General features: G+C 73.0%; 17 protein-coding genes and 4 tRNA genes. 9 read left to right on the top strand and 12 right to left on the bottom strand.

Annotated elements, in window-relative coordinates:
- Positions 1-126: 126 nt before the first annotated feature.
- Complete coding sequence (locus tag NAG42_RS44755) at positions 127-3,330, bottom strand: ATP-binding protein (RefSeq protein WP_308201262.1); 3,204 nt, start codon at positions 3,328-3,330, stop codon at positions 127-129.
- Positions 3,331-3,476: 146 nt separating this feature from the next.
- Here NAG42_RS44755 and NAG42_RS43575 point away from each other — a divergent pair, with 146 nt between their 5' ends.
- The 3 genes from NAG42_RS43575 to NAG42_RS43585 all read left to right on the top strand — a co-directional run bounded on the left by NAG42_RS43575 (position 3,477) and on the right by NAG42_RS43585 (position 6,994).
- Complete coding sequence (locus NAG42_RS43575; RefSeq protein WP_250038438.1) at positions 3,477-4,664, top strand: SGNH/GDSL hydrolase family protein; 1,188 nt, start codon at positions 3,477-3,479, stop codon at positions 4,662-4,664.
- A gap of 20 nt (positions 4,665-4,684) precedes the next feature.
- Complete coding sequence (locus tag NAG42_RS43580; RefSeq protein ID WP_250038439.1) at positions 4,685-6,184, top strand: FAD-dependent monooxygenase; 1,500 nt, start codon at positions 4,685-4,687, stop codon at positions 6,182-6,184.
- 84 nt (positions 6,185-6,268) lie between these two features.
- The gene (locus NAG42_RS43585) at positions 6,269-6,994 is read left to right on the top strand and encodes a metal-dependent transcriptional regulator (RefSeq protein ID WP_250038440.1); all 726 of its coding nucleotides are present in this window, start codon (positions 6,269-6,271) and stop codon (positions 6,992-6,994) included.
- Between the two features lie 5 nt (positions 6,995-6,999).
- On the opposite strand, the gene NAG42_RS43590 is transcribed toward NAG42_RS43585, so the two are convergent.
- Entirely contained in the window at positions 7,000-7,638 is a 639-nt protein-coding gene (locus tag NAG42_RS43590) for a DedA family protein (protein ID WP_250038441.1), read from the bottom strand.
- A gap of 124 nt (positions 7,639-7,762) precedes the next feature.
- Between NAG42_RS43590 and NAG42_RS43595 the strand changes: the two genes are divergently transcribed.
- The gene (locus tag NAG42_RS43595; protein ID WP_250038442.1) at positions 7,763-8,149 is read left to right on the top strand and encodes a BlaI/MecI/CopY family transcriptional regulator; all 387 of its coding nucleotides are present in this window, start codon (positions 7,763-7,765) and stop codon (positions 8,147-8,149) included.
- Between the two features lie 52 nt (positions 8,150-8,201).
- Positions 8,202-9,590 carry an alkaline phosphatase PhoX gene (locus NAG42_RS43600; RefSeq protein ID WP_250038443.1) on the top strand — a complete coding sequence of 463 codons (1,389 nt, stop codon included), beginning with the start codon at positions 8,202-8,204 and terminating at the stop codon, positions 9,588-9,590.
- A 3-nt stretch (positions 9,591-9,593) separates the two neighbouring features.
- Here NAG42_RS43600 and NAG42_RS43605 read toward each other — a convergent pair whose 3' ends face one another.
- From NAG42_RS43605 to NAG42_RS43615, 3 genes are all read right to left on the bottom strand, one after another.
- The gene (locus NAG42_RS43605) at positions 9,594-10,571 is read right to left on the bottom strand and encodes an AraC family transcriptional regulator (RefSeq protein ID WP_250038444.1); all 978 of its coding nucleotides are present in this window, start codon (positions 10,569-10,571) and stop codon (positions 9,594-9,596) included.
- A gap of 121 nt (positions 10,572-10,692) precedes the next feature.
- Positions 10,693-11,169 carry an SRPBCC domain-containing protein gene (locus NAG42_RS43610; protein WP_250038445.1) on the bottom strand — a complete coding sequence of 159 codons (477 nt, stop codon included), beginning with the start codon at positions 11,167-11,169 and terminating at the stop codon, positions 10,693-10,695.
- A complete protein-coding gene (locus NAG42_RS43615) occupies positions 11,166-11,495 on the bottom strand; it encodes an ArsR/SmtB family transcription factor (RefSeq protein WP_250038447.1) in 330 nt (109 codons plus the stop codon). Before NAG42_RS43615 ends, NAG42_RS43610 begins: the two co-directional genes overlap by 4 nt.
- 48 nt (positions 11,496-11,543) lie before the next feature.
- Here NAG42_RS43615 and NAG42_RS43620 point away from each other — a divergent pair, with 48 nt between their 5' ends.
- Positions 11,544-12,035: a gamma-glutamylcyclotransferase family protein gene (locus tag NAG42_RS43620; protein ID WP_250038448.1), complete on the top strand. Its 492-nt coding sequence runs from the start codon at positions 11,544-11,546 to the stop codon at positions 12,033-12,035.
- On the opposite strand, the gene NAG42_RS43625 is transcribed toward NAG42_RS43620, so the two are convergent.
- Positions 12,004-12,705: an SDR family oxidoreductase gene (locus NAG42_RS43625; protein WP_250038450.1), complete on the bottom strand. Its 702-nt coding sequence runs from the start codon at positions 12,703-12,705 to the stop codon at positions 12,004-12,006. The genes NAG42_RS43620 and NAG42_RS43625 overlap by 32 nt on opposite strands.
- A gap of 76 nt (positions 12,706-12,781) precedes the next feature.
- On the opposite strand from NAG42_RS43625, the gene NAG42_RS43630 reads away from it, so the two are divergent.
- On the top strand, positions 12,782-13,612 hold the full coding sequence (locus NAG42_RS43630; RefSeq protein WP_250038451.1) for a LysR family transcriptional regulator: 831 nt from the start codon (positions 12,782-12,784) through the stop codon (positions 13,610-13,612).
- On the top strand, positions 13,609-14,451 hold the full coding sequence (locus NAG42_RS43635) for an aldo/keto reductase (protein WP_308201263.1): 843 nt from the start codon (positions 13,609-13,611) through the stop codon (positions 14,449-14,451). The genes NAG42_RS43630 and NAG42_RS43635 overlap by 4 nt, the downstream gene beginning before the upstream one ends.
- A 1-nt stretch (position 14,452) precedes the next feature.
- Here the strand turns inward: NAG42_RS43635 and NAG42_RS43640 are convergent.
- The 6 genes from NAG42_RS43640 to NAG42_RS43665 all read right to left on the bottom strand — a co-directional run bounded on the left by NAG42_RS43640 (position 14,453) and on the right by NAG42_RS43665 (position 17,371).
- A tRNA-Phe gene (locus NAG42_RS43640) sits at positions 14,453-14,528 on the bottom strand.
- 1 nt (position 14,529) lies between these two features.
- Positions 14,530-14,623: transfer RNA gene (locus tag NAG42_RS43645), tRNA-Ser, on the bottom strand.
- 5 nt (positions 14,624-14,628) lie between these two features.
- Positions 14,629-14,700, bottom strand: a tRNA-Asp gene (locus NAG42_RS43650).
- 53 nt (positions 14,701-14,753) lie between these two features.
- Positions 14,754-14,826: transfer RNA gene (locus tag NAG42_RS43655), tRNA-Arg, on the bottom strand.
- Positions 14,827-15,261: 435 nt separating this feature from the next.
- Positions 15,262-15,450, bottom strand: coding sequence for a hypothetical protein (locus tag NAG42_RS43660; protein WP_250038453.1), 189 nt, complete (start codon positions 15,448-15,450; stop codon positions 15,262-15,264).
- A 427-nt stretch (positions 15,451-15,877) separates the two neighbouring features.
- Positions 15,878-17,371 carry an MFS transporter gene (locus tag NAG42_RS43665; RefSeq protein WP_250038454.1) on the bottom strand — a complete coding sequence of 498 codons (1,494 nt, stop codon included), beginning with the start codon at positions 17,369-17,371 and terminating at the stop codon, positions 15,878-15,880.
- 100 nt (positions 17,372-17,471) lie between these two features.
- Here NAG42_RS43665 and NAG42_RS43670 point away from each other — a divergent pair, with 100 nt between their 5' ends.
- Positions 17,472-18,098 carry a TetR/AcrR family transcriptional regulator gene (locus NAG42_RS43670; protein ID WP_250038455.1) on the top strand — a complete coding sequence of 209 codons (627 nt, stop codon included), beginning with the start codon at positions 17,472-17,474 and terminating at the stop codon, positions 18,096-18,098.
- The last annotated feature ends 460 nt before the right edge of the window (positions 18,099-18,558 follow it).

The raw sequence follows: 18,558 nt of genomic DNA on the forward strand, positions 1-18,558 counted from the left end.
TTCCAAGACCTCCCACTGCCCGTCGGTCAGTGAGGACTCGTACGCGGGTTTACAGACACAACGACACACACGTGATCTTCGCTGACATCGTTACCGAAGATCACACCGAGGTATCACAACACTCTCTTAGGCCCGGGCCGGATCGACCTCGGTCACGGCCGTCGCCGGGTCGAGCTCCCAGCCCTTCCCGTACGCGGCGGCGAAGGCCTCCCCGCCGATCGCGGCCTGTCCGCGCCGGGTGACCTCGGCGGCCTGGGGATCCGTGCGGTCGTGGGTGCCGCGCAGCCGGGACGCCGCGCCGAGCAGGAACGCCGCCTCGCGCGGGCGTCCGGACGCGTCGGCGAGCATGGCCGCGTTGACCCCTACCAGCGCCAGAATCGGCCGGTCGCCGGTGTCCAGCGCGGCCGCGTAGGCCTTCGCCAGCATCCGCCGCGCGCCCGGCCGGTCGCCCGCCCGCAGGCAGAGTAAGGCGCCGACGCCATGGACCAGCGCCCGGCCGTGATCGCCCGGGAACGCGACGGTGGCGCCGGCCAGCGCCCGCTCGGCCTCGGCGAGCAGTTCCCGCGCCCGGTCCGGGTGGCCGAGGCGGGCCCAGAGGTCGGCCCCGCGCGCGTCGACCAGGCCCCGCATCCCGGGCGCCCGCATCCGCCGGACCCGGCGCCGGGCCGAGTCGAGCGTCGCGATCGCCGCGCCCGGCTCACCGCGCCGCAGATGCAGGTCCAGCCGGCGCAGGTCGAGGAACACCTCGTCGGCCGGGCCGAGCGCCCCGAACCCGCCGGCCAGTGACCGGGCCGCACCCAGGTCGGCCAGCGCGCCGTCGAGGTCGCCGTCGTACTGGCGTAACAGGGCGCGCAGCGGCAGCACCGTGGCCTGGCCCCAGCGGTCACCGGCCCGGCGGAAGCCGGCCAGCGCCGCCGCCACGTCGTCGCCCACCCGGTCGAGCTCACCGGCGTTCTCGGCGAACTCGGCCCGCAACAGGTGGGCCAGCCCCGCCAGCCACCCGTCGTCGTCGCCGGTCAGCCGGTCGAGGACCGCGAGGGCGGCCGCCTGCGTCGCCGGGTGACCGGCGAGGGTGCTCGCGGTCAGTGCGACCAGCGGGCCGGGCAGGTCCGGGCGGGCGGACAGCCGGATGGCCACCTCGCGCAGGCGATCCTCATCGGTCGCGCTCCGCTGCCCCGGCGCGTGGGTGTCGGCCACCGCGTGGGTGTCGGCCACCGCGTGGGTGTCGGGTACCGCGTGGGTGTCGGCCACCGCGTGGGTGTCGGGTACCGCGTGGGTGTCGGCCACCGCGTGGGTGTCGGGCACCGCGTCGGTACCGGGTACCCCCAGGGCCCGGCCCAGCCAGTGGACCGCGTCGGCGCGGCGGCCGAACATGTGCCAGAACCAGGCCAGGCTCAGGGCCAGGGCGGTCGCGCCGGCGGTGTCCCCGGTGTCGCACCGCCGGCGCAGGGCGGCCAGCGTGTTGTCGTACTCGGCGGTGATGAGCTCGATGGCGGCGCGCTGACCGGGCCCGCGCAGCTGCCGGTCCTGGTGGGCCATCAGCTCGGCGAGATAGCCGGCGGCCCGGTCGCGCACGGCGCCGAGCTCGCCGGTGCCGGTCAGCCGGTCGATGCCGTATTCGCGCAGCGTCTCCAGCATCCGGTAGCGGCCCGGCTCGGGTGCCAGGTGCAGCAGTGACCGGTCGACCAGGGCGGCGAGCAGGTCCGGGAGGTCGGCCGCCGGCACGGCCGTCCCGGCGCAGACCGCGGTGGCCGAGGCCGCGGTGACGCCGCCGGGCAGGACGGCGATCCGTTCCGCGACCGTACGCTCGGGTTCGCTCAGCAGCTCCCAGCTCCCCGCGATGACCGCGCGCAGCGTGCGGTGCCGGGCCGGTGCGGTGCGGCTGCCCGTGGTGAGCAGCCGGAACCGGTCGGACAACCCGTCGGCCAGCTCGGGCAACGACAGCGTCCGCAGCCGGGCCGCGGCCAGTTCGAGCGCCAGCGGCATCCCGTCCAGCGCCTCGATCACCCGGGTGACGGTGGCCCGGTTCGCCGCGTCGACGGTGAAGCCGGGTCGCACCGCCGCGGCCCGCTCGGTGAACAGGCGCATCGACGCGGCCGGGGCGAGCGGGCCGAGCGGCACCAGCGCCTCGCCGTCGACCGCGAGAGGCTCCCGGCTGGTGGCCAGCACCCGCAGCCGCTCGCAGCGCGTCAGCAGCGCCGTGACGAGGTGGGCCACGGCGTCGATCAGGTGCTCGCAGTTGTCGAGGACCAGCAGGCCCGGCTCACCGCCGAACTGGTCGGCCAGCGCCTCGAGCTCGTCGCGGGCGGCCCGAGCCGGGGCCGGGAACAGCGGCCCGCCGCGCCGCCCGGCCGCTGCCAGGACGGCCGCGCCGATCTTGGCCGGCTCGGTGACACCGGTCAGATCGACCATCAGCGCGCCCCCGGGCCGGGCCGCTTCGACGGCCAGCCGGGTCTTGCCGGCGCCGCCGGGACCGACCACGGTCACCAGACGTCCGGTGGCCAGCAGCGCGCCGATCCGGGCCAGATCGTCGTCGCGCCCGACGAAGCTGGTCGACGGCTCGGCAAGGCCGCCCGGCCGGACGGGAGCCGGCGCGGCCGGACGCAGCAGACGCCGGTGCCGTTCGCGCAGGGCGGCGCCCGGGCCGGTGCCGAGCTCATCGTGCAGGGCCTGGCGGATGCGCTCGTACTGGGCCAGGGCCACCGCCTCGTGCCCCTGGGCGGCCAGCGCGTCCAGGAGCAGCGCGGCCGCCCGCTCGTGCAGCGGGTGCTCGGCGAGCAGGGCGGTCAGGCGGTCGGTGGCGGCCCCGGCCCGGCCCAGGGACAGCTCGGCCTCGGCCAGGTCGGCCACCGCGTCGACCGCGGTGCGGGCGAGCCGGGTCGCGACGGCCGGGGCCACCGCGGCGACGGGCGCCGGCTCGCCCCACACGGCGACAGCTTCGGCCAGGACGGCCAGCGCGGCTTCCGGCTCGCCGGCGCGCAGCCGTTCGCGCCCGTCGGCGGCGAGCCGTTGGAACCGCACCGCGTCCACGGCGGTCGCGTCCACGTCGAGCCGGTAGCCGCCGGTGACCTGAACGACGGCGGTGGCCGAGCCGAGGGCCCGGCGCAGCCGCGAGACGAGGTTCTGCAGAGCGTGGGCGGAGCCGGTCGGCGGTGCCCCGGCCCAGATCGCCTCGGCCAGGACACCGTGGTCGACCGGGTGCCCGCCGGCCAGCGCCAGCCGGGTCAGCAGGCGCCGCAACCGTGCACCGGGGACGGCCAGAACGGCCCCACCCCGCGACACCCGGAAGGCGCCGAGCACCGTGACCCGCAGCCGGGCTTGCTCGTCCACCGCTCGATCCTCGCCCGCCGATCGGCCGGTCCCCAAATCGCCCCGGCGGCTGATGAGTGCCGTGCCAGCGCCGTGTGCGCCCCGTGTGAGCGGCCCGCGCCAGTCTCTGCTCGCCGAAGAACCATCACGACCAACGGAGGCAGACGATGACCGGGACGAACGCCGACAGTGGCTGGGTCCGCACCTGGGGTGCCTCGCCGCAGGCGCCCGACGCGGCGGTGGCCGCCCTCGAGCCCTTCGCCGGCGCGACACTGCGCCAGGAGGTGCGCGTCAGCGGTGGCGGGCGCCGGGTGCGGGTCCGCTTCACCAACGAGTACGGGACCGGCCCGCTCGCCATCGGCGCGGCGCGGGTGGGCCTGGCCGCGTCCGGCGGCGCGATCCAGCCCGGCAGCGACCGGGTCCTGACCTTCGCCGGCCGGTCCACGGCGGACGTGCCGGCCGGCGCGCCGATCCTCAGTGACCCGGTCGATCTGCCCGTGGCCGCGCTGGCCCGGCTGTCGATCAGCCTCTATGTGCCGGGCCCGGTGGCGTCGTGCACCGGGCACGGCCGCCCGGTCGAGGCCGGCTGGATGATCCCGGGCGACGCCGTGGCCGCTCCCGAGCTGCCCGCCGGCGCCCGCGGCCTGCTGGTGCGCGCCCTGATCTCGGCGGTCGAGGTGCTGCCGGACGGCCCGGCCCGGGTCGTCGTCACGCTCGGCGACTCCCTCGTGGACGGCTTCGGCTCGGCCCCGGACGCCGATCGCAGCTGGCCGGACCGGCTGGCTGAGCGTCTGGCCGGGCGCGACGGCCCCGCCGTCCACGTCTCCAACCAGGGCATCAGCGGCAACCGGATCCTCAACGGCGGCCACGGCGACGCCGCCCTGGCCCGGTTCGACCGCGACGTGCTGGCGACCCCGGGCCTGGGCTACGTGGTGGTGGCCGAGGGCATCAACGACATCGCCATCTCGTACGCCCCGCGCGACGACCCGTTCCTGGCCGAGTTCCTGACCATGTTCCCCGGTGGGCCGGTGACCGCGGACGACGTCATCGCGGGCCACCGACAGCTGATCGCCCGGGCCCACGACCGGGGGGTGAGGATCTACGCCGCCACGATGACGCCGGCCGAGGGCATGGAGATCTACACCGCGGCGGGGGAGAGCGTGCGCCGGACGGTCAACGCCTGGATTCGCACCGGCGGCGCGTTCGACGGGGTGCTCGACTTCGACGCCGTCTGGCGCGATCCGGACCACCCGAGCCGGATCCGGGACGGCTTCCACATGGGCGACCACGGGCACGGCAACGACGCCGGATACCGGGCCCTGGCCGACTCCATCGACCTGTCGCTGTTCACCTGATCTCACCAGGAGGATCTGCCATGCATGACGTAGTGATCGTGGGCGCCGGCCCGGTCGGTCTGTTCCTCGCCGGCGAGCTCGGTGCCGCCGGCTGCTCCGTCCTGGTGCTCGAACGGGAGCCGGAGCTCCGGTCGCCGTGGCGCGCGCTGCCGCTGGGGATGCGGGGGCTCTCCGCCGCGTCGGTCGAGGCCTTTCATCGCCGCGGGCTGCTGGCGCCGCTGCGGGCCGCGTCGGGGGTCCCCGGTGACTCCTCTGTGGACCAGTCACTGGTGCCCCGCACCGCCGGTCACTTCGCGGGGCTCATGCTCGACCCGGCGCGGGTCGACGTCGCGGCCCTGCCGTTCCGGCTGCCCAGCCCGGCTCTGGAGCCCATGATGACCAGCCTCGAGGCGGTCGGGACGGTGCTGTCCGAGCGGGCGGCCGAGCTGGGTGTGGAGATCCGGTACGGGGTCGAGGTCTCGGACGTCGCGCCCGGCCCCGGGGGCGTGGTGGTGCGGAGCGGCGAGCGGGAGTACACGGCCCGCTGGGTGGTCGGCTGCGACGGTGGCCGCAGTGTGGTCCGCCGGCTGGCGGGCTTCGACTTCGCCGGCACCGGGCCGGAGCTCACCGGCTACGTCATGCTGGCCGCCATCGCGGATCCGGAGAAGCTGCGCCCCGGGTTCACGGTGACGGCGGCCGGGATGTACGTCCGGACACCGATGCCGGCGTACGTCGGGATGCTGGACTTCGACGGCGGGGCGTTCGACCGCTCGCGGCCGCCGGCCCGCGACCACCTCCAGACGGTGCTGCGCCGGGTGTCCGGCACCGACGTGACGCTGGACGTGGTGCACCGGGCGTCGAGCTTCACCGACCGGGCGATGCAGGCGACGACCTACCGGCGGGGGCGGGTGCTGCTGGCCGGCGATGCCGCCCACATCCTCTCCCCGCTCGGCGGGCAGGGGCTCAACCTCGGCCTCGGCGATGCCCTGAACCTGGGCTGGAAACTCGCCGCGACGGTGCGCGGGCACGCGCCGGAAGGCCTCCTCGACACGTACACCGCCGAACGCCATCCGGTCGGTGCGGCGGTCCTCGACTGGTCGCGGGCGCAGGTGGCGGTCATGAAGCCGGGATCCCACGCCGCCGCGCTCCAGGGGCTGATCCGCGACCTGCTCGCCACGTCCGACGGGACCACTCACGTGTTCCGCACGGTCTCGGGCTCGTCGATCCGATACGACCTCGGCGACGAGCAGCCACTGGCCGGTCGGCCGGCTCCGGAGTTCCGGCTCTCCGACGGCACCGGGCCGGCCGAGTTGCTGCGGGACGGACGAGGCGTCGTGCTGGATTTCAGCGACGACCAGCGACTGCGGGCCCCGGCCGGGAGGTGGGCGACCCGGGTGCGCTACGCCGCCGGCCGGGCGCGCGACGACCTGGGCTTCGGCGCCGTGCTCGTCCGCCCCGACGGCGTCGTCGCCTGGGCCGGTGGTCGTGATCCCGATCGCGAGGCCTTCGAGCGGGCGGCCCGCCGCTGGTTCGGCGACTGAGCCCGGGCTCCATCACCTACACGATGTAGTATTTCGCGGAGCGGCGATCGGGCGCCGCGACCGCGGCTTTGTGACGGGTGGACGGTGGCCGATCCGACCAGCCTCGCCGGGATGTATCTGCGCATCATCCTGGAGTGTGAGGAAGAGGGCGTGCCGCCGCTGAGCGCGCGCATCGCCGAGCGCGTCGGCCGGAGCGCGCCCACCGTGCACCACGGCATCGACCGCCTCAAACAGCAACGGCTGATCACCGTCGACGAGCGCCGCCGGCTGGTCCTGTCCCGGACGGGCCGGCCGCGCGCGGTGGCGGTGATGCGCCGGCACCGGCTGGCCGAGCTGTGGCTGATCCGGGTGCTCGGGGTGCCGTACGGTCAGGCCCACCACGAGGCCGATCGGTTGCAGCAGGCGCTGAGCGATCGCGTCGAGCGGGCGATCCTGCGCCGGCTGGGCGGCCCGGCCCGCTCGCCCTACGGCAACGTGATCCCCGGCCTGCAGCAGATCGGCGGCGATCCCGCTTCCCGGCGCCGCATCCGCGGTGAGACCTCGCTCGACGGCGCCGGGAGAGCCGGAGTCGTGGCACTGACCCGGGTGAGCGAGTGGGCGCAGGGGCGCACCGGGTTGCTGGCCGAGTTGTTCGCGGCGGGCATCCGGGTGGGGTGCGGTCTGACGGTCTGCCGCAAGGGCGACGAGGTGGTCCTCGGCGGCTCCGAGGGGGAGGTGCGGCTGCCCCGGCTGGTGGCGCGCGGCCTGTTCGTCACGCCGAGGCTCGATGAGGCGCGGGAGGTGCCGCTGGCGCCGGTCGTGTCGCTCTGAGCTGTCTACCGGCTGCGGTCACTGCGCCGGGTGTGGCGGGCGCGCAGGAGCTCGATGGCGATGGGGACCACGGAGATCAGCACGATGGCCGGCAGGAGCAGTTCGATGTTCGACTTCACGAAGCTGATCTGGCCCAGGAAATAGCCGAGGATCGTGACCCCGCAGCCCCACAGGGTGCCGCCGAGGGCGTTGTAGGTGACGAACGCGGGGTAACGCATGTGGCCGGCGCCGGCCACGATCGGCGTGAAGGTCCGGATGATGGGGACGAAGCGGGCCAGCACGATGGAGCGGGCGCCGTATCTGTCGAAGAAGGCACTCGCGCGGGCCAGGTTCTCCTGCTTGAACAGGCGGGAGTCGGGGCGGTGGAACAGGGTGGGACCGAACCGGCGGCCGAACAAATAGCCGGTCTGGTCGCCGGCTATGGCAGCCGCCGCGACGAGCAGGCAGACCAGCCACAGCGGCTGGTGCAGATAGGTGCCGCCGGCCACGAGGAGGCCGGCGGTGAACAGCAGGGAGTCACCCGGCAGGAAGAAGCCGATCAGCAGGCCGGACTCGGCGAACACCAGAGCCAGGATGCCGATCAGGCCGAACGTCGAGATCAGCCGCTCGGGATCGAGGAGCGACGGTCCCAGGGCCGACATCATGCGAGGTTGGTGCCCGGTCCGGGATCCCGCAAACCTACATGCTGTAGGTCACAGCGGGCCGGATGACGAGCCCGGCCAGGTCGGACGCGGCCGGCGGTTATCCTGAGCGCGGAGGTCAGCGACTGTGACGACGAGGGACGGCCGGCGAGCGCCGGGCACGCTGGAGGCCGGGGTCATGACGGTCCTCTGGGCGGCCGGGCGGCCGATGTCCGCCGCCGAGGTGCAGCAGGCGGTCGGCGGCGACCTGGCCTACAACACCGTGCAGACCATCCTGACCCGGCTGCATGAGAAGAAGACTCTCGTCCGCCGCCGGGCCGGTCGCGGCCACGTCTATTGGCCCGTCGAGGACGAGCCGAGCGCGGCCGCGTCCCAGATGCGGGCCGCCCTGGTCAACCGCCCCGACCGCCACGCCGTGTTGCGCCGCTTCGCCGCCTCCCTCGACGAGTCCGACGCGGCCCTCCTGAGGCAGCTCCTGGCCGAGCCCGAGCCCGGCTCCCCAGACCAGGTCTAAGGGTTCGATCGCTCTACGCCCGCCGTTCATCCCGGGGGTCCACCGTGTCGCCATGACGATGAAGCGGCGTGATGTGCTGGCGGTGACCGGGCTCGGCCTGGTCGGGGGCCTGGTCGTTCCGGCCGGGGTGGGGGTCGAGGCGGCCGCGGCGGGCGGCCGGCGACCGGTCGACGGGTGGGGGCCACTGAAGCCGGCGGGCAGGGAGCTGGCGCTTCCGGCCGGGTTCTCGTACCGGACGTTCGGGGCGGCCGGCGCCCGGATGAGCGACGGCCTGCCCACCCCCGGGTGCCACGACGGACAGGCGGTGTTCGCGTCCGGCCGCGGACGGGTACGCCTGATCCGCAACCACGAGCTCGACCTCGACATCCCGGGTGTCGGGCAGCGGGCCCTCGGGCGTCAGAACGCCTACGACCGGGCGGCGCCCGCCGGGTGCACCTCGTCGCTCTACGACCTCGGCGCGGGGCGGTTGCTGGAGAGCTTCCTCGTGCTCAACGGCACGCTGTCCAACTGCAGCGGCGCGCCGACGCCGTGGGGGTCGTGGCTGTCCTGTGAGGAGACGACCGACGGGGTGGGCGCCGGATACGAGAAGCCGCACGGGTACGTCTTCGAGGTACCGGCCGGGGCGCGCGGGCCGGTCGAGCCGGTGCCGCTGACGGCGATGGGGCGGTTCACGCACGAGACGGCTCCGGTCGATCCCCGTACGGGAATCGTCTACATGACCGAGGACAACGGGGAACCGGGAGACGGCTTTTACCGGTTCGTGCCGCGGCGGCCGGGCCGGCTCGCGGCGGGCGGGCGGCTGCAGATGCTCGCGGTCACCGGGGAGAAGGAGTACGACACGGCGACCGGTCAGCGCGTCGGGCAGGTGCTCGGGACGCACTGGGTGGACATCGACGAACCCGACCCGTCGGACGCCGAGGACAACCCGGGATCGGTCTATTCGCAGGGCCGGGCCAAGGGTGGCTGCCGGTTCCTGGGCCTCGAAGGGTCGGCCTGGACCGGCGGTGGTGTCACGTTCGTGGCCAGCGAGGCCGGCGACGGCGAGAACGGCCAGGTCTGGCGGTACGAGCCGAGTGGGCACGGCGGCGGCACGCTGCGGCTGCTGTTCGAGTCGCCGAACCCGAGGACGCTGAACCAGCCGGACACCGTCGGGGTCGCCCCGGACGGGACGCTGCTGCTGGCCGAGGACGGCGACGGGGAGGACGAGGACGGCGGCGACAACTGGCTGCGCGTCCTCACGCCGTACGGGGGAATCGTCAACCTGGCCCGGGTGATCGAGCCGCTGGACCTGCACCACTGGAGTCCCGAGGACTTCCCGGAGCCCGGCCCGACCGGCGCGAGCGAGCTGGCCGGCGCGTCGTTCACCGCCGACGGCCGGCACCTGTTCATCAACGTCCAGTATCCGGGGGTGACCTGCGTGATCACCGGGCCCTGGCGCTGAGCGCTAGGTGTGGAGGGTCTGGCTCGGGCGGCGGCCGAAGGTGGTGCGGTAGTAGGCGGCGAACCGGCCGAGGTTGGGGAAGTTCCAGCGGTAGGCGATGTCGGCCACCGTGTCGCCGTTGGTCGGGTCGGCGGCCTGCAGGTCGCGGTGGGCGCGTTCGAGCCGGACGCGGCGCAGATAGCCGACCGGGGTGACGTCGAGGTGCCGGCGGAAACCGGTCTGCAGGGCCCGGACCCCGAGACCGGCGGCGGCGGCGATGTCCTCCAGCGTGATCGGGTCGGTCGCGTGGCGGTCCATGTAGGCGATCGCGCGGCGGATCGCGGCCGGGGCCACCTCCCCGGAGCCGGGCAGATAGTCCACGGTCATCGTCGTGTTGGGGAACGCGGTCAGCGCGGCGGTCGCGGCCGCCTCGGTGACCGCGCCCAGCATCAGCGGGTGGATGGCGCTGCTGCCAGGACCGGCCAGCATCCCGATCAGGTAAGTGACGGTGGCTGTCCAGCGCTGGTTGGCGGTCCGGCTCACCGGGGTCATGGCGTCGAACCGGAAATCGGCCGGATCGACGCCGAACCGGCCGGCGAGGCGGCCGACCGCGTCGGTCGGGAACTGGACCACCCGGATGGTCGTCCGGTCCATCAGCACCCCGAGCTCGGCGCGGGGCGGATAGAGCAGCGAACCACCGCTGCCGGCCCGGGACTGCTGCCGGCCCGCGGTCAGGCTGAACCGGCCTTCCAGCAAGGAGACGACGACGATCGACTCGAACGGGACCGTCGTCATCTCCATCCGGGCCCGGTAGTGGATGTGGTCGACTGTCAGCCCACCGGCCCACGCCGTGCGCGACCGGAACAGGAAATCACCCTGGTCGCCCACCACCCGCGCGTCGTGCTCGACGTAACGCCGGCTGATCAGTTCCCGCACCTCGGCCTCGTCCCGCGATTCGGTAACGGCCTGCGCGATCGGAACAAAAGTCGGCTTCCCGGCCACTGCTGCCCTCCTATGGGGCAGGCTACGACGCGGGCCGCGGGAAGCGAAGGCCTTGTCAGCCGGACGGGTTAGGCGAGCTTTCGCCGGGTCACCGGGGAGCGGCGTCGTGGGATGCCGATCCTCATCGCCCGGCCGGTCCTGCGGCGACGGAAGCCAGCTGCGAGGTGACCGTGCCCCAGCCGTCGAGGAAGCCGAGCTTCTCGTGGCGGTCGCGGGCCGACGGGTCGCCGTGGCGGATGAGGACCCGGTAGTCGGTGCCGTCCGGGTGCTCGCCGAAGGTGATCTCGGCGGTCATCGCCACCGGTTGCGGGTCGGCCGGCCGCCAGGTGCTGTCGAGGGCGTTGGTGAACACGATCCGCTCGAGGTCGTCGACGACGAGAAAAGTCGCGTCCAGGTGCGGCACGAACGTCACGCCGTCGTCGCTCATGCTGGTGACCAGCCCGCCGCCGGGCCGCACGGCCAGGCTCTCGACGCGGCACACCGCCGGTTGCGGGATCCACCACTGGGCGAAGCGGGCCGGGTCGGTCCAGGCCCGCCACACCGCGGCGCGCGGGGCTCGGATGACGCGGTCCAGGGCCAGGTCGAGGTCGGGGTTCACGGTTGCTCCTCGGTGACGAATCGGTCGAGACGGTCGGTGCGTTGTTGCCAGACGGCGCGTTGCTCGGCCAGCCAGTCCTCCACGACGGCGAGGCGCTCGCGGTTGAGCACGCAGGTGCGGACGCGGCCCGCTTTCGTGGTGCGGATCAGGCCGGCCGATTCGAGCGTGCGCACGTGTTTCAGGAACGAGGGCAGGGTCATCGGGAAGGCGCCGGCCAGATCGCCCACGCTCGCCGGGCCCTGACCGAGCCGCCGGACGACACCGCGCCGGGTCGGGTCGGCCAGGGCGACGAACACGTCGTCGAGCTCCGCCGAATAGTTTGCCACGCGGCTAAGTATTGGCCGCCGCGCCGGGGAGCGCAATAGGCTCCGCCGGTGGCTGCTGTTTTCGCGTACGGGTCCCTGGTCGCCCCCGGACACCGTCGGGCCCGCCTCACCGGCTGGTCGCGCACCTGGAACGTGTGCACCGACAACACGGCGAACGGCCCGGTCGGGTACGAGGATCCGGCCGACGGCTCCCGCCCCCCGATCCAGGTGCTCTTCCTGACGATCGAGCCCGGCTCCGCCGTCGACGGCGTCCTGATCGACCTGCCCGACGACGGCCTGCCCGCACTGGACGCCCGCGAAGGCAACTACCACCGGATCGGTGTCGACGTCGACGATTTCGGCCCGGCCTGGACGTACGTGGCCAAGCCGGAGAGCGCCGACCGGGCCCGGCGTGGCCTCGCCGCCGGCACGGCCCGCATCCGCCGGGACTACTTCGAGGCGGTGGCCGCGGCCTACGACAATCAGGGAATCCCGCCGCTCGGCCCGCTGCCGGCGCCGGTCATGAGCCTCAGACGAGTAGTGCGCCACCGTCAACCGTGACCACCGTGCCGGTCGTGAAGGGCTGACTCAGCAGATACAGGTAGGCGTCGGCGACGTCGGTCACCTCGCCGGCCCGGCGCAGGGGGACGGTCGCGGCGATCTCGGCGTACAACTGCTCGACGCCCTCGCCGGTGCCCCACAGGGGCGAGCGGGTGACGCCGGGCTGGACGGCGTTGACCCGGATCGGGGCCAGCTCCACGGCGAGTGCCCGGGTCAGCGCCTCGATCGCCCCGCAGATGCTCGAGGCGACCGCCCAGCCGGGCCCGGGGCGATCCGACGCGGTGCCGGTGGTCAGGGTGATCGAACCGCCGGGGCGCAGATGCGGCAGGGCGGCCCGCACCGCGTCGAGCGCACCGAAGTAGCGCAGCCCGAAGAACTCCCGGGCCCGGGCGATGTCCATGGTCGCGACGGGGGTGAGCGAGAGCGGCTCGCCGGCCGTGTAGACGAGGTGGTCGAAGGGGCCGATCTCGTCGAAGAGACCGGCGGGCAGCGCGGTGAGGTCGGCGGCCAGACCGGTCGCACCGAGGCGGCCGGCCGCCTCGCGGACGCGCTGCTCGTTGCGGGAGACGACGACCACTTCGGCGCCCCGGCCGGCGGCCGCCTCGGCTGTGGCGTACCCGATGCCGGATGTGCCGCCGAGGACGACCACCCGCTGTTTCGCGATGTTCATGCCTCCACGCTGCGCCCGGCGGGCCCCTCGCGTCCAAGACCTGTTCCGCTCTCTGTAATACCCTGGGGGCATCGACGTGGACCTGCGCAAACTGCGTTACTTCGTGGCCGCCGCCCGGCATCTGCACTTCGGGCGGGCGGCGGCTGAGCTGCACATCGCGCAGCCGGTGCTGTCCCGGCAGATCCGGGCCCTCGAGGGCGAGCTGGCGGCGCAGCTGTTCCGGCGCGACAAACGGGCCACCGAGCTGACCGACGCCGGCCGGCGGCTGCTCACCGATGCGGTGCCGCTGCTGGCCGCGGCCGAGGCGTTGCGGCGCCGGGTGGCGCACGGCGGCGACCGGTTCGTGGTCGCGTTCATGCCCGGCCTGATCGTCACCGAGGCCGTCCGGCGGCTGCGCGAGCGGCACCCGGAGCTGGACGTGCGGGTGTTGCGGACGACCTGGGACGACCAGGTGGCGGTGCTCCGGGACGGCCGGGCCGACGTGAGCCTCGTCCGCCTGCCGATCGACCAGCGCGGCTTGGTGATCCGCCCGCTGGCCGGCGAGCCCCGGGTGGTGGTTCTGCCACCGGGACACCGGCTGACGGGCAAGGAGTCGGTCGGGATCGCCGACCTGGCGGCCGAGCGGCTGCTGCAGAACCCCGACGCCGTACCGGAATGGCGGGACGTGGCGACGGTGGCCGCCGAGCCCGTCCCGGTGCTGTCAGTCGAGGAGAAACTGGAGAACGTGGCGGCCGGGCGAGGGATAGCGGTGCTGCCGCTGTCGACCGCCACCTACTACACCCGGCCAAACATCACCTGGTCGCGGATCAGCGACATCCCGGACAACCAGGTCGGCCTGGCCTGGCTCGCCGAGCGGCGTGATCCGTTGCTCGCCGAGTTCCACACACTGCAGACGGAGCAACGGTGACTCTTTCCCTGGGCGGCAAGCCCGTGCGGCGGCTCGGCTACGGCGCCATGCGGATCACCGGGCCGGGCATCTGGGGCCCGCCGCGCGACCACGACGAGGCGATCCGGGTGCTGCGGCGCGCGGTGGAGCTCGGCGTGACGTTCATCGACACCGCGGACTCGTACGGTCCCGAGGTGTCGGAGGACCTGATCCGCGAGGCCCTGTACGACGGGCGGGGCTACGACGACGTGGTCATCGCGACCAAAGGCGGCTTCACCCGCAGCGGACCGAATCAGTGGGCGGCGGTGGGCCGGCCCGCGTACCTGCGCCAGTGCATCCAGATGTCGCTGCGGCGCCTGGGCGTCGACCGGATCGACCTGTGGCAGCTGCACCGGATCGACCCCGAGACGCCGCGGGAGGACCAGTTCGGCGTACTGAAGGAATTCGTCGAGGAGGGCTTGGCCGCCCAGATCGGGCTGTCCGAGGTCACCGTCGACGACGTCGAGCAGGCGCGGGCGGCCGGGGTGCCGGTCGCGTCGGTCCAGAACCGCTACAACCTGGGCGACCGGCGGGCCGAGGACCTGGTCGACTACTGCACCGAGCAGGGCATCGCGTTCATCCCGTGGGCGCCGGTCGACGCCGGCTCGCTGGCCCGCCCGGGCGGCCCGCTGGACGAGGTGGCCCGCTCCCACCCGGGCACGACCACCGGCCAGCTCGCCCTGGCCTGGCTGCTCCGCCGATCCCCGATCATGGTGCCCATCCCGGGCACGTCCACGGTGGAGCACCTGGAGGAGAACTGCGCGGCGGCGGACGTCGAGCTGACCGATGAGGAGTACGAGGCCCTGACCAAGGCGGGGTAGCTGGTGTCGCCGGGTGGGATCGAACCACCGGCCTCTGCCTTTTCAGGGCAGCGCTCTACCTGCTGAGCTACAGCGACGTGGCGGAGAGCGAGGGATTCGAACCCTCGGCAAGGGTTGCCCCTTGCAGCGGATCAGCAATCCGCCGCCTTCAACCGGACTCGGCCAGCTCTCCACGCGCGCCCCGTGCCGGAATCGAACCGGCGACCTCCCGCTCGACAGGCGGGCGCTCCTCCATGGAGCTGACGGGGCTTGGGGCCGCACGCCCCACTTCGCTGTTCCGGCTCGTGTTGCTGTGCGGCTCGCGTCCTCGGAGAGATTCGAACTCCCGACCCCCGGATTCGTAATCCGATGCTCTTTCCGCTGAGCTACGAGGACGTGTCGTCCGACGCGACCCGCTGTGCGGGGCGTCGGTATTCAATGGAGTTGTCAAAACAGCACCCGGGGTCGCGGGTGATGCAGCGCCCCCCCCGCGAAGGATTTCTCGATGCGCGTCAGCCGAAGCGAACCGATGGTGTGTGGCCGGCTGCCTTCGGGCCGGCCACAGCAGAAACGAGAAACGCCGCCGATCCCGAGGGGCGGCGGCGTGTGTCAGCAGAATCTGCTAACGACGCCCCGCCCGCTGCGAGTCGCTTCGGCCGCCACGCACAAAACTGCGCTGAGCGGCGCGGAAGATGGCGGCCCGGCCGCGCGGCGTGAACCGCTGCGAATCCATCGAGTCGTGCCGCAACATCATCCGCTCCTCACGTGGTCGTCGGTGGTGATCCTTACGGTAGGAACTCCGGTTCGATAGAGCAACGCATTTACCGCCAGTCAGCACGCAGGATCAGTCAGCCCCGCAGTGGTGAACTTCTTCGCGTTCAAGGGAGCGCCGGGATCAACGAGAGCTCCTTCATTGCCGTGCGCCCATGCTTCAATGAACGCAATTTGCTGCCCCTCGGTGAGTTCAACCTTGGTGCCCTCATCAGCTGCGCCATTGAAGAGTGCAAGGAATCTACCCATCCCCGCATGGTGCTGATGGCCCCTCACGCCGCCGAGCCATGACCAGTATCCCAACCGAAGTACTGGGATCCGCGATCCAGGGACCGAGCCGCCGCCCCGAATCCGCCGCCCCGAATCCGCTGCCCCGAATCCGCTTGGGAGTCCCGGTGCAGGGACCGAAGCCACCATTCTGGGATCTGATCGAGGGATGGGCCCAGCATTCTCGAGCCCGCAGAGCGACGAGAAAGGCGATCGGCAGCCTGGTGTCAAAGGCGGGCTCCCGGCGTGGACAACGGTCAGCCAGTCGTTCGCCGATCGGGTGCCGACTCTGCCGGGCGACGTCGACGGCCGGCGCGGATTCCGGGCGGTCGTCATTGCTCTGGCCGGTGCCGCTGCGGCAGTTCTGGCGACGGTGCGGGCCGTCGGGACCGTGACGGCGCCCCCAGTGTCAGGCTCTGGTGCCGCCGAGGCCGGCCGGGATGTCGACGCCGGCGGCGCCCAGGACGGCTTCCTCCTCGGCCTCCAAGGTGGAGATCGGCTGGGGACGGTGGCGCGGCAGGCCGAAAGCGACCAGCACCGCGGCGGCTGCGGCGAGGGCGGCTCCGGTCACGAAGACGATGACGTACTGGGCTTCGTGGGGGAGCGGGGCGCCGGGGACGAGGTTGCGGGTCACCATCGTCACGACGAAGGCTGTGCCCAGTGACATGCCGACCGTACGGGCAATGGAATTCACGCTGTTGGCGATGCCGGTCTCGGCCGGGGGCACGTTCTCGATGAGGAGTGCCGGCAGGGCCGCGTAGCCGAAGGTGACACCGGTGTTCACGGCGAGGGCACCGATGATGATCTGCCAGGTGGCGCCGTGGAGAACGGCCAGCATCGTGAAGCCGATCGCGGAGGCCAGCGCGGCGATGATCAGGGTGGCCTGGGCGCCGAAGCGGGACACCAGGCGGCCGCCGAGCGGGGCCGTGATGATGCCGCTCGCGTTGCCGGGGAGCAGGTAGACCAGGCTGGCCGCCAGCACCGTGGAGCCGAATCCGTAACCGGCGACCGCGGGCGGCGTCTGCACCAGGCCCGAGACCGCCAGGAAGACGGCGAACATCGAGAAGCCCAGGAACAGCCCGGCCAGGTTCGCGATCACGATCGGGCGGTGCGTCAGCATCCGGGTGCTCACCAGGGGCTGGTGGATGCGCCGCTCGACCAGCACGAACACGGTCAGCACGACCACCGCGGCGACCAGCAGGCCGATCACCCGCGGCGAGCCCCAACCCCAGCCGTTGCCCTCCTCGAGCGGCAGCAGGAGCAGCACCAGGCCGAGACCGAGCAGGCCCGCCCCGATCAGGTCGAGCCGGCCGGTCGCCGCGGCGGGACGGCGGGGGAGCGCCGCCACGCCGGCGATGCCGACGGCGCTCAAAGCAGTGGCCAGCCAGAACAGCTGGTGGTAGTCGCCGCCGTTCTGCATCAGCAGGCCGGTGACGGTCAGGCCGACCCCGGCCCCGACCGCCAGCATGCCGCTGACCAGGGCCATCGCGCCGGTCAGGCGAGCCGGTGGCAGTTCCTCCCGCAGCACGCCGATGGACAGCGGGAACAGGCCGAAGCTGGCGGCCTGCGCGACCCGGCCGAGGAGCAGCAGGGACAGGTCGGTGGTGGTCGCCGCGAGCACCGAGCCGGCCAGCACCACGACCAGGATGCCGAGCATCACCGGGCGGCGGCCGTGCAGGTCACCGAGCCGGCCGAGGATCGGGGTGAGCACCGCGGCGGCCAGCAGGTTGGCGGTGACCACCCAGCTCGCCGCGGTGGCCGAGACGCCGAGATCGGCCCGGATGTTGGCGATGACCGGCACGACGAGGGTCTGCAGGGCGGAGACGAGCAGGACGACGTAGCACGCGACCGGCAGCGCCAACCGGGAGGACGCGGCGAGGCGGGACGGCGAGGTGGACGGCATGAGCTGAACCTAGACGCGTCGGCGATCATTCTCAACACGGTGTCGAAAATAAGAGATGTGACGCCGGTTTCACTCGACGGCGGAGTTGTAAGATCGGGGCGTGCCTGCCATCGGAAGCCGTCGTGGACCCACCAAGGGCGATCAGCGGGAGCGAGCCCTGCTAGATGCGGCCCGGATGGTGTTCCGGGAGAAGCCGATCAGTCAGGTGACCATCGACGAGCTGGCCGGTGCGGCCGGCATCGCGCGGTCGGGGTTCTACTTCTATTTCGAGTCCAAGCAGGCCCTGCTGGCCGCGCTCGTCGACCAGGTGATCGGCGAGAACGATCTGGAGATGGCCGAGTGGCTGGCCTCGGACGGGCTCGACCGAGCCGCGCTGCGCCTGGGCCTGGGCCGGGCGCTGGCCCGGTGGAAGGTCGACGGCCGCTGGCTGCGCGAGGCGTTCATCAACCCCGACCCCGGCCCCGACGTGCAACAGATCCGCGACCGCCTGGTGGCCGACGGCTGCTCCGCGTTCAGCCGCCGCATCGAACGCGACGCCCGGGCCGGCCTGGCCGTCATGGGCCGCCCCCAGCTCCTGGCCACGATGGCCGTCAACCTGCGCAGCGTCACCTTCGCCGACGCCTACGCCCACCCAGCCGCCCACCCCGACGACGAACTGCTCGACACCCTGACCGACGCCATCCTCCGCCTCGTCTACGGCGTCACCCCAGACCACCGGTCAAACTGACAAGACCTTCCCCGTACGCCAGTCAGTGGTCCCGCTTGCGAGTCGTACGGCCGTGAAGGCCGACCCCCGCCCGCCCGAACGAACCCACGAAGCAACGCGCACCGACCCATCTCACGCGGCATGCCCCCCACTGAGCAGCTCCAAGAGCGCGCCGACGAAATCGTGCCTACTCAGCGATCCACACGGCCCGATGCCTAGGTCGCGCGGTGCCGACAAAAGTGGTGCCCAGGACGCAGTGCCTACACAGCGGCGCCTACGGAGCGTTTCCCACGCAGCGATGCCTACGCTGCGGCGCCTACGCTGCGGTGCGCAGGGCTGGCGCCCACGCAGCGGGGGTCTGTCAAGAAAACGGTGTAACTCGATGTTGTGGTGATCAGTTGCGGCCTGCGGTGAGGCGGCCGTCGAAGGCCAGGTCGAAGGCGTTGAGAGCGGGTTTCCAGCGGGTGATCCAACGGCGTCG

Origin of the sequence: Paractinoplanes maris, assembly GCF_023544465.1 — a bacterium.
GTDB lineage: Bacteria > Actinomycetota > Actinomycetes > Mycobacteriales > Micromonosporaceae > Actinoplanes > Actinoplanes maris.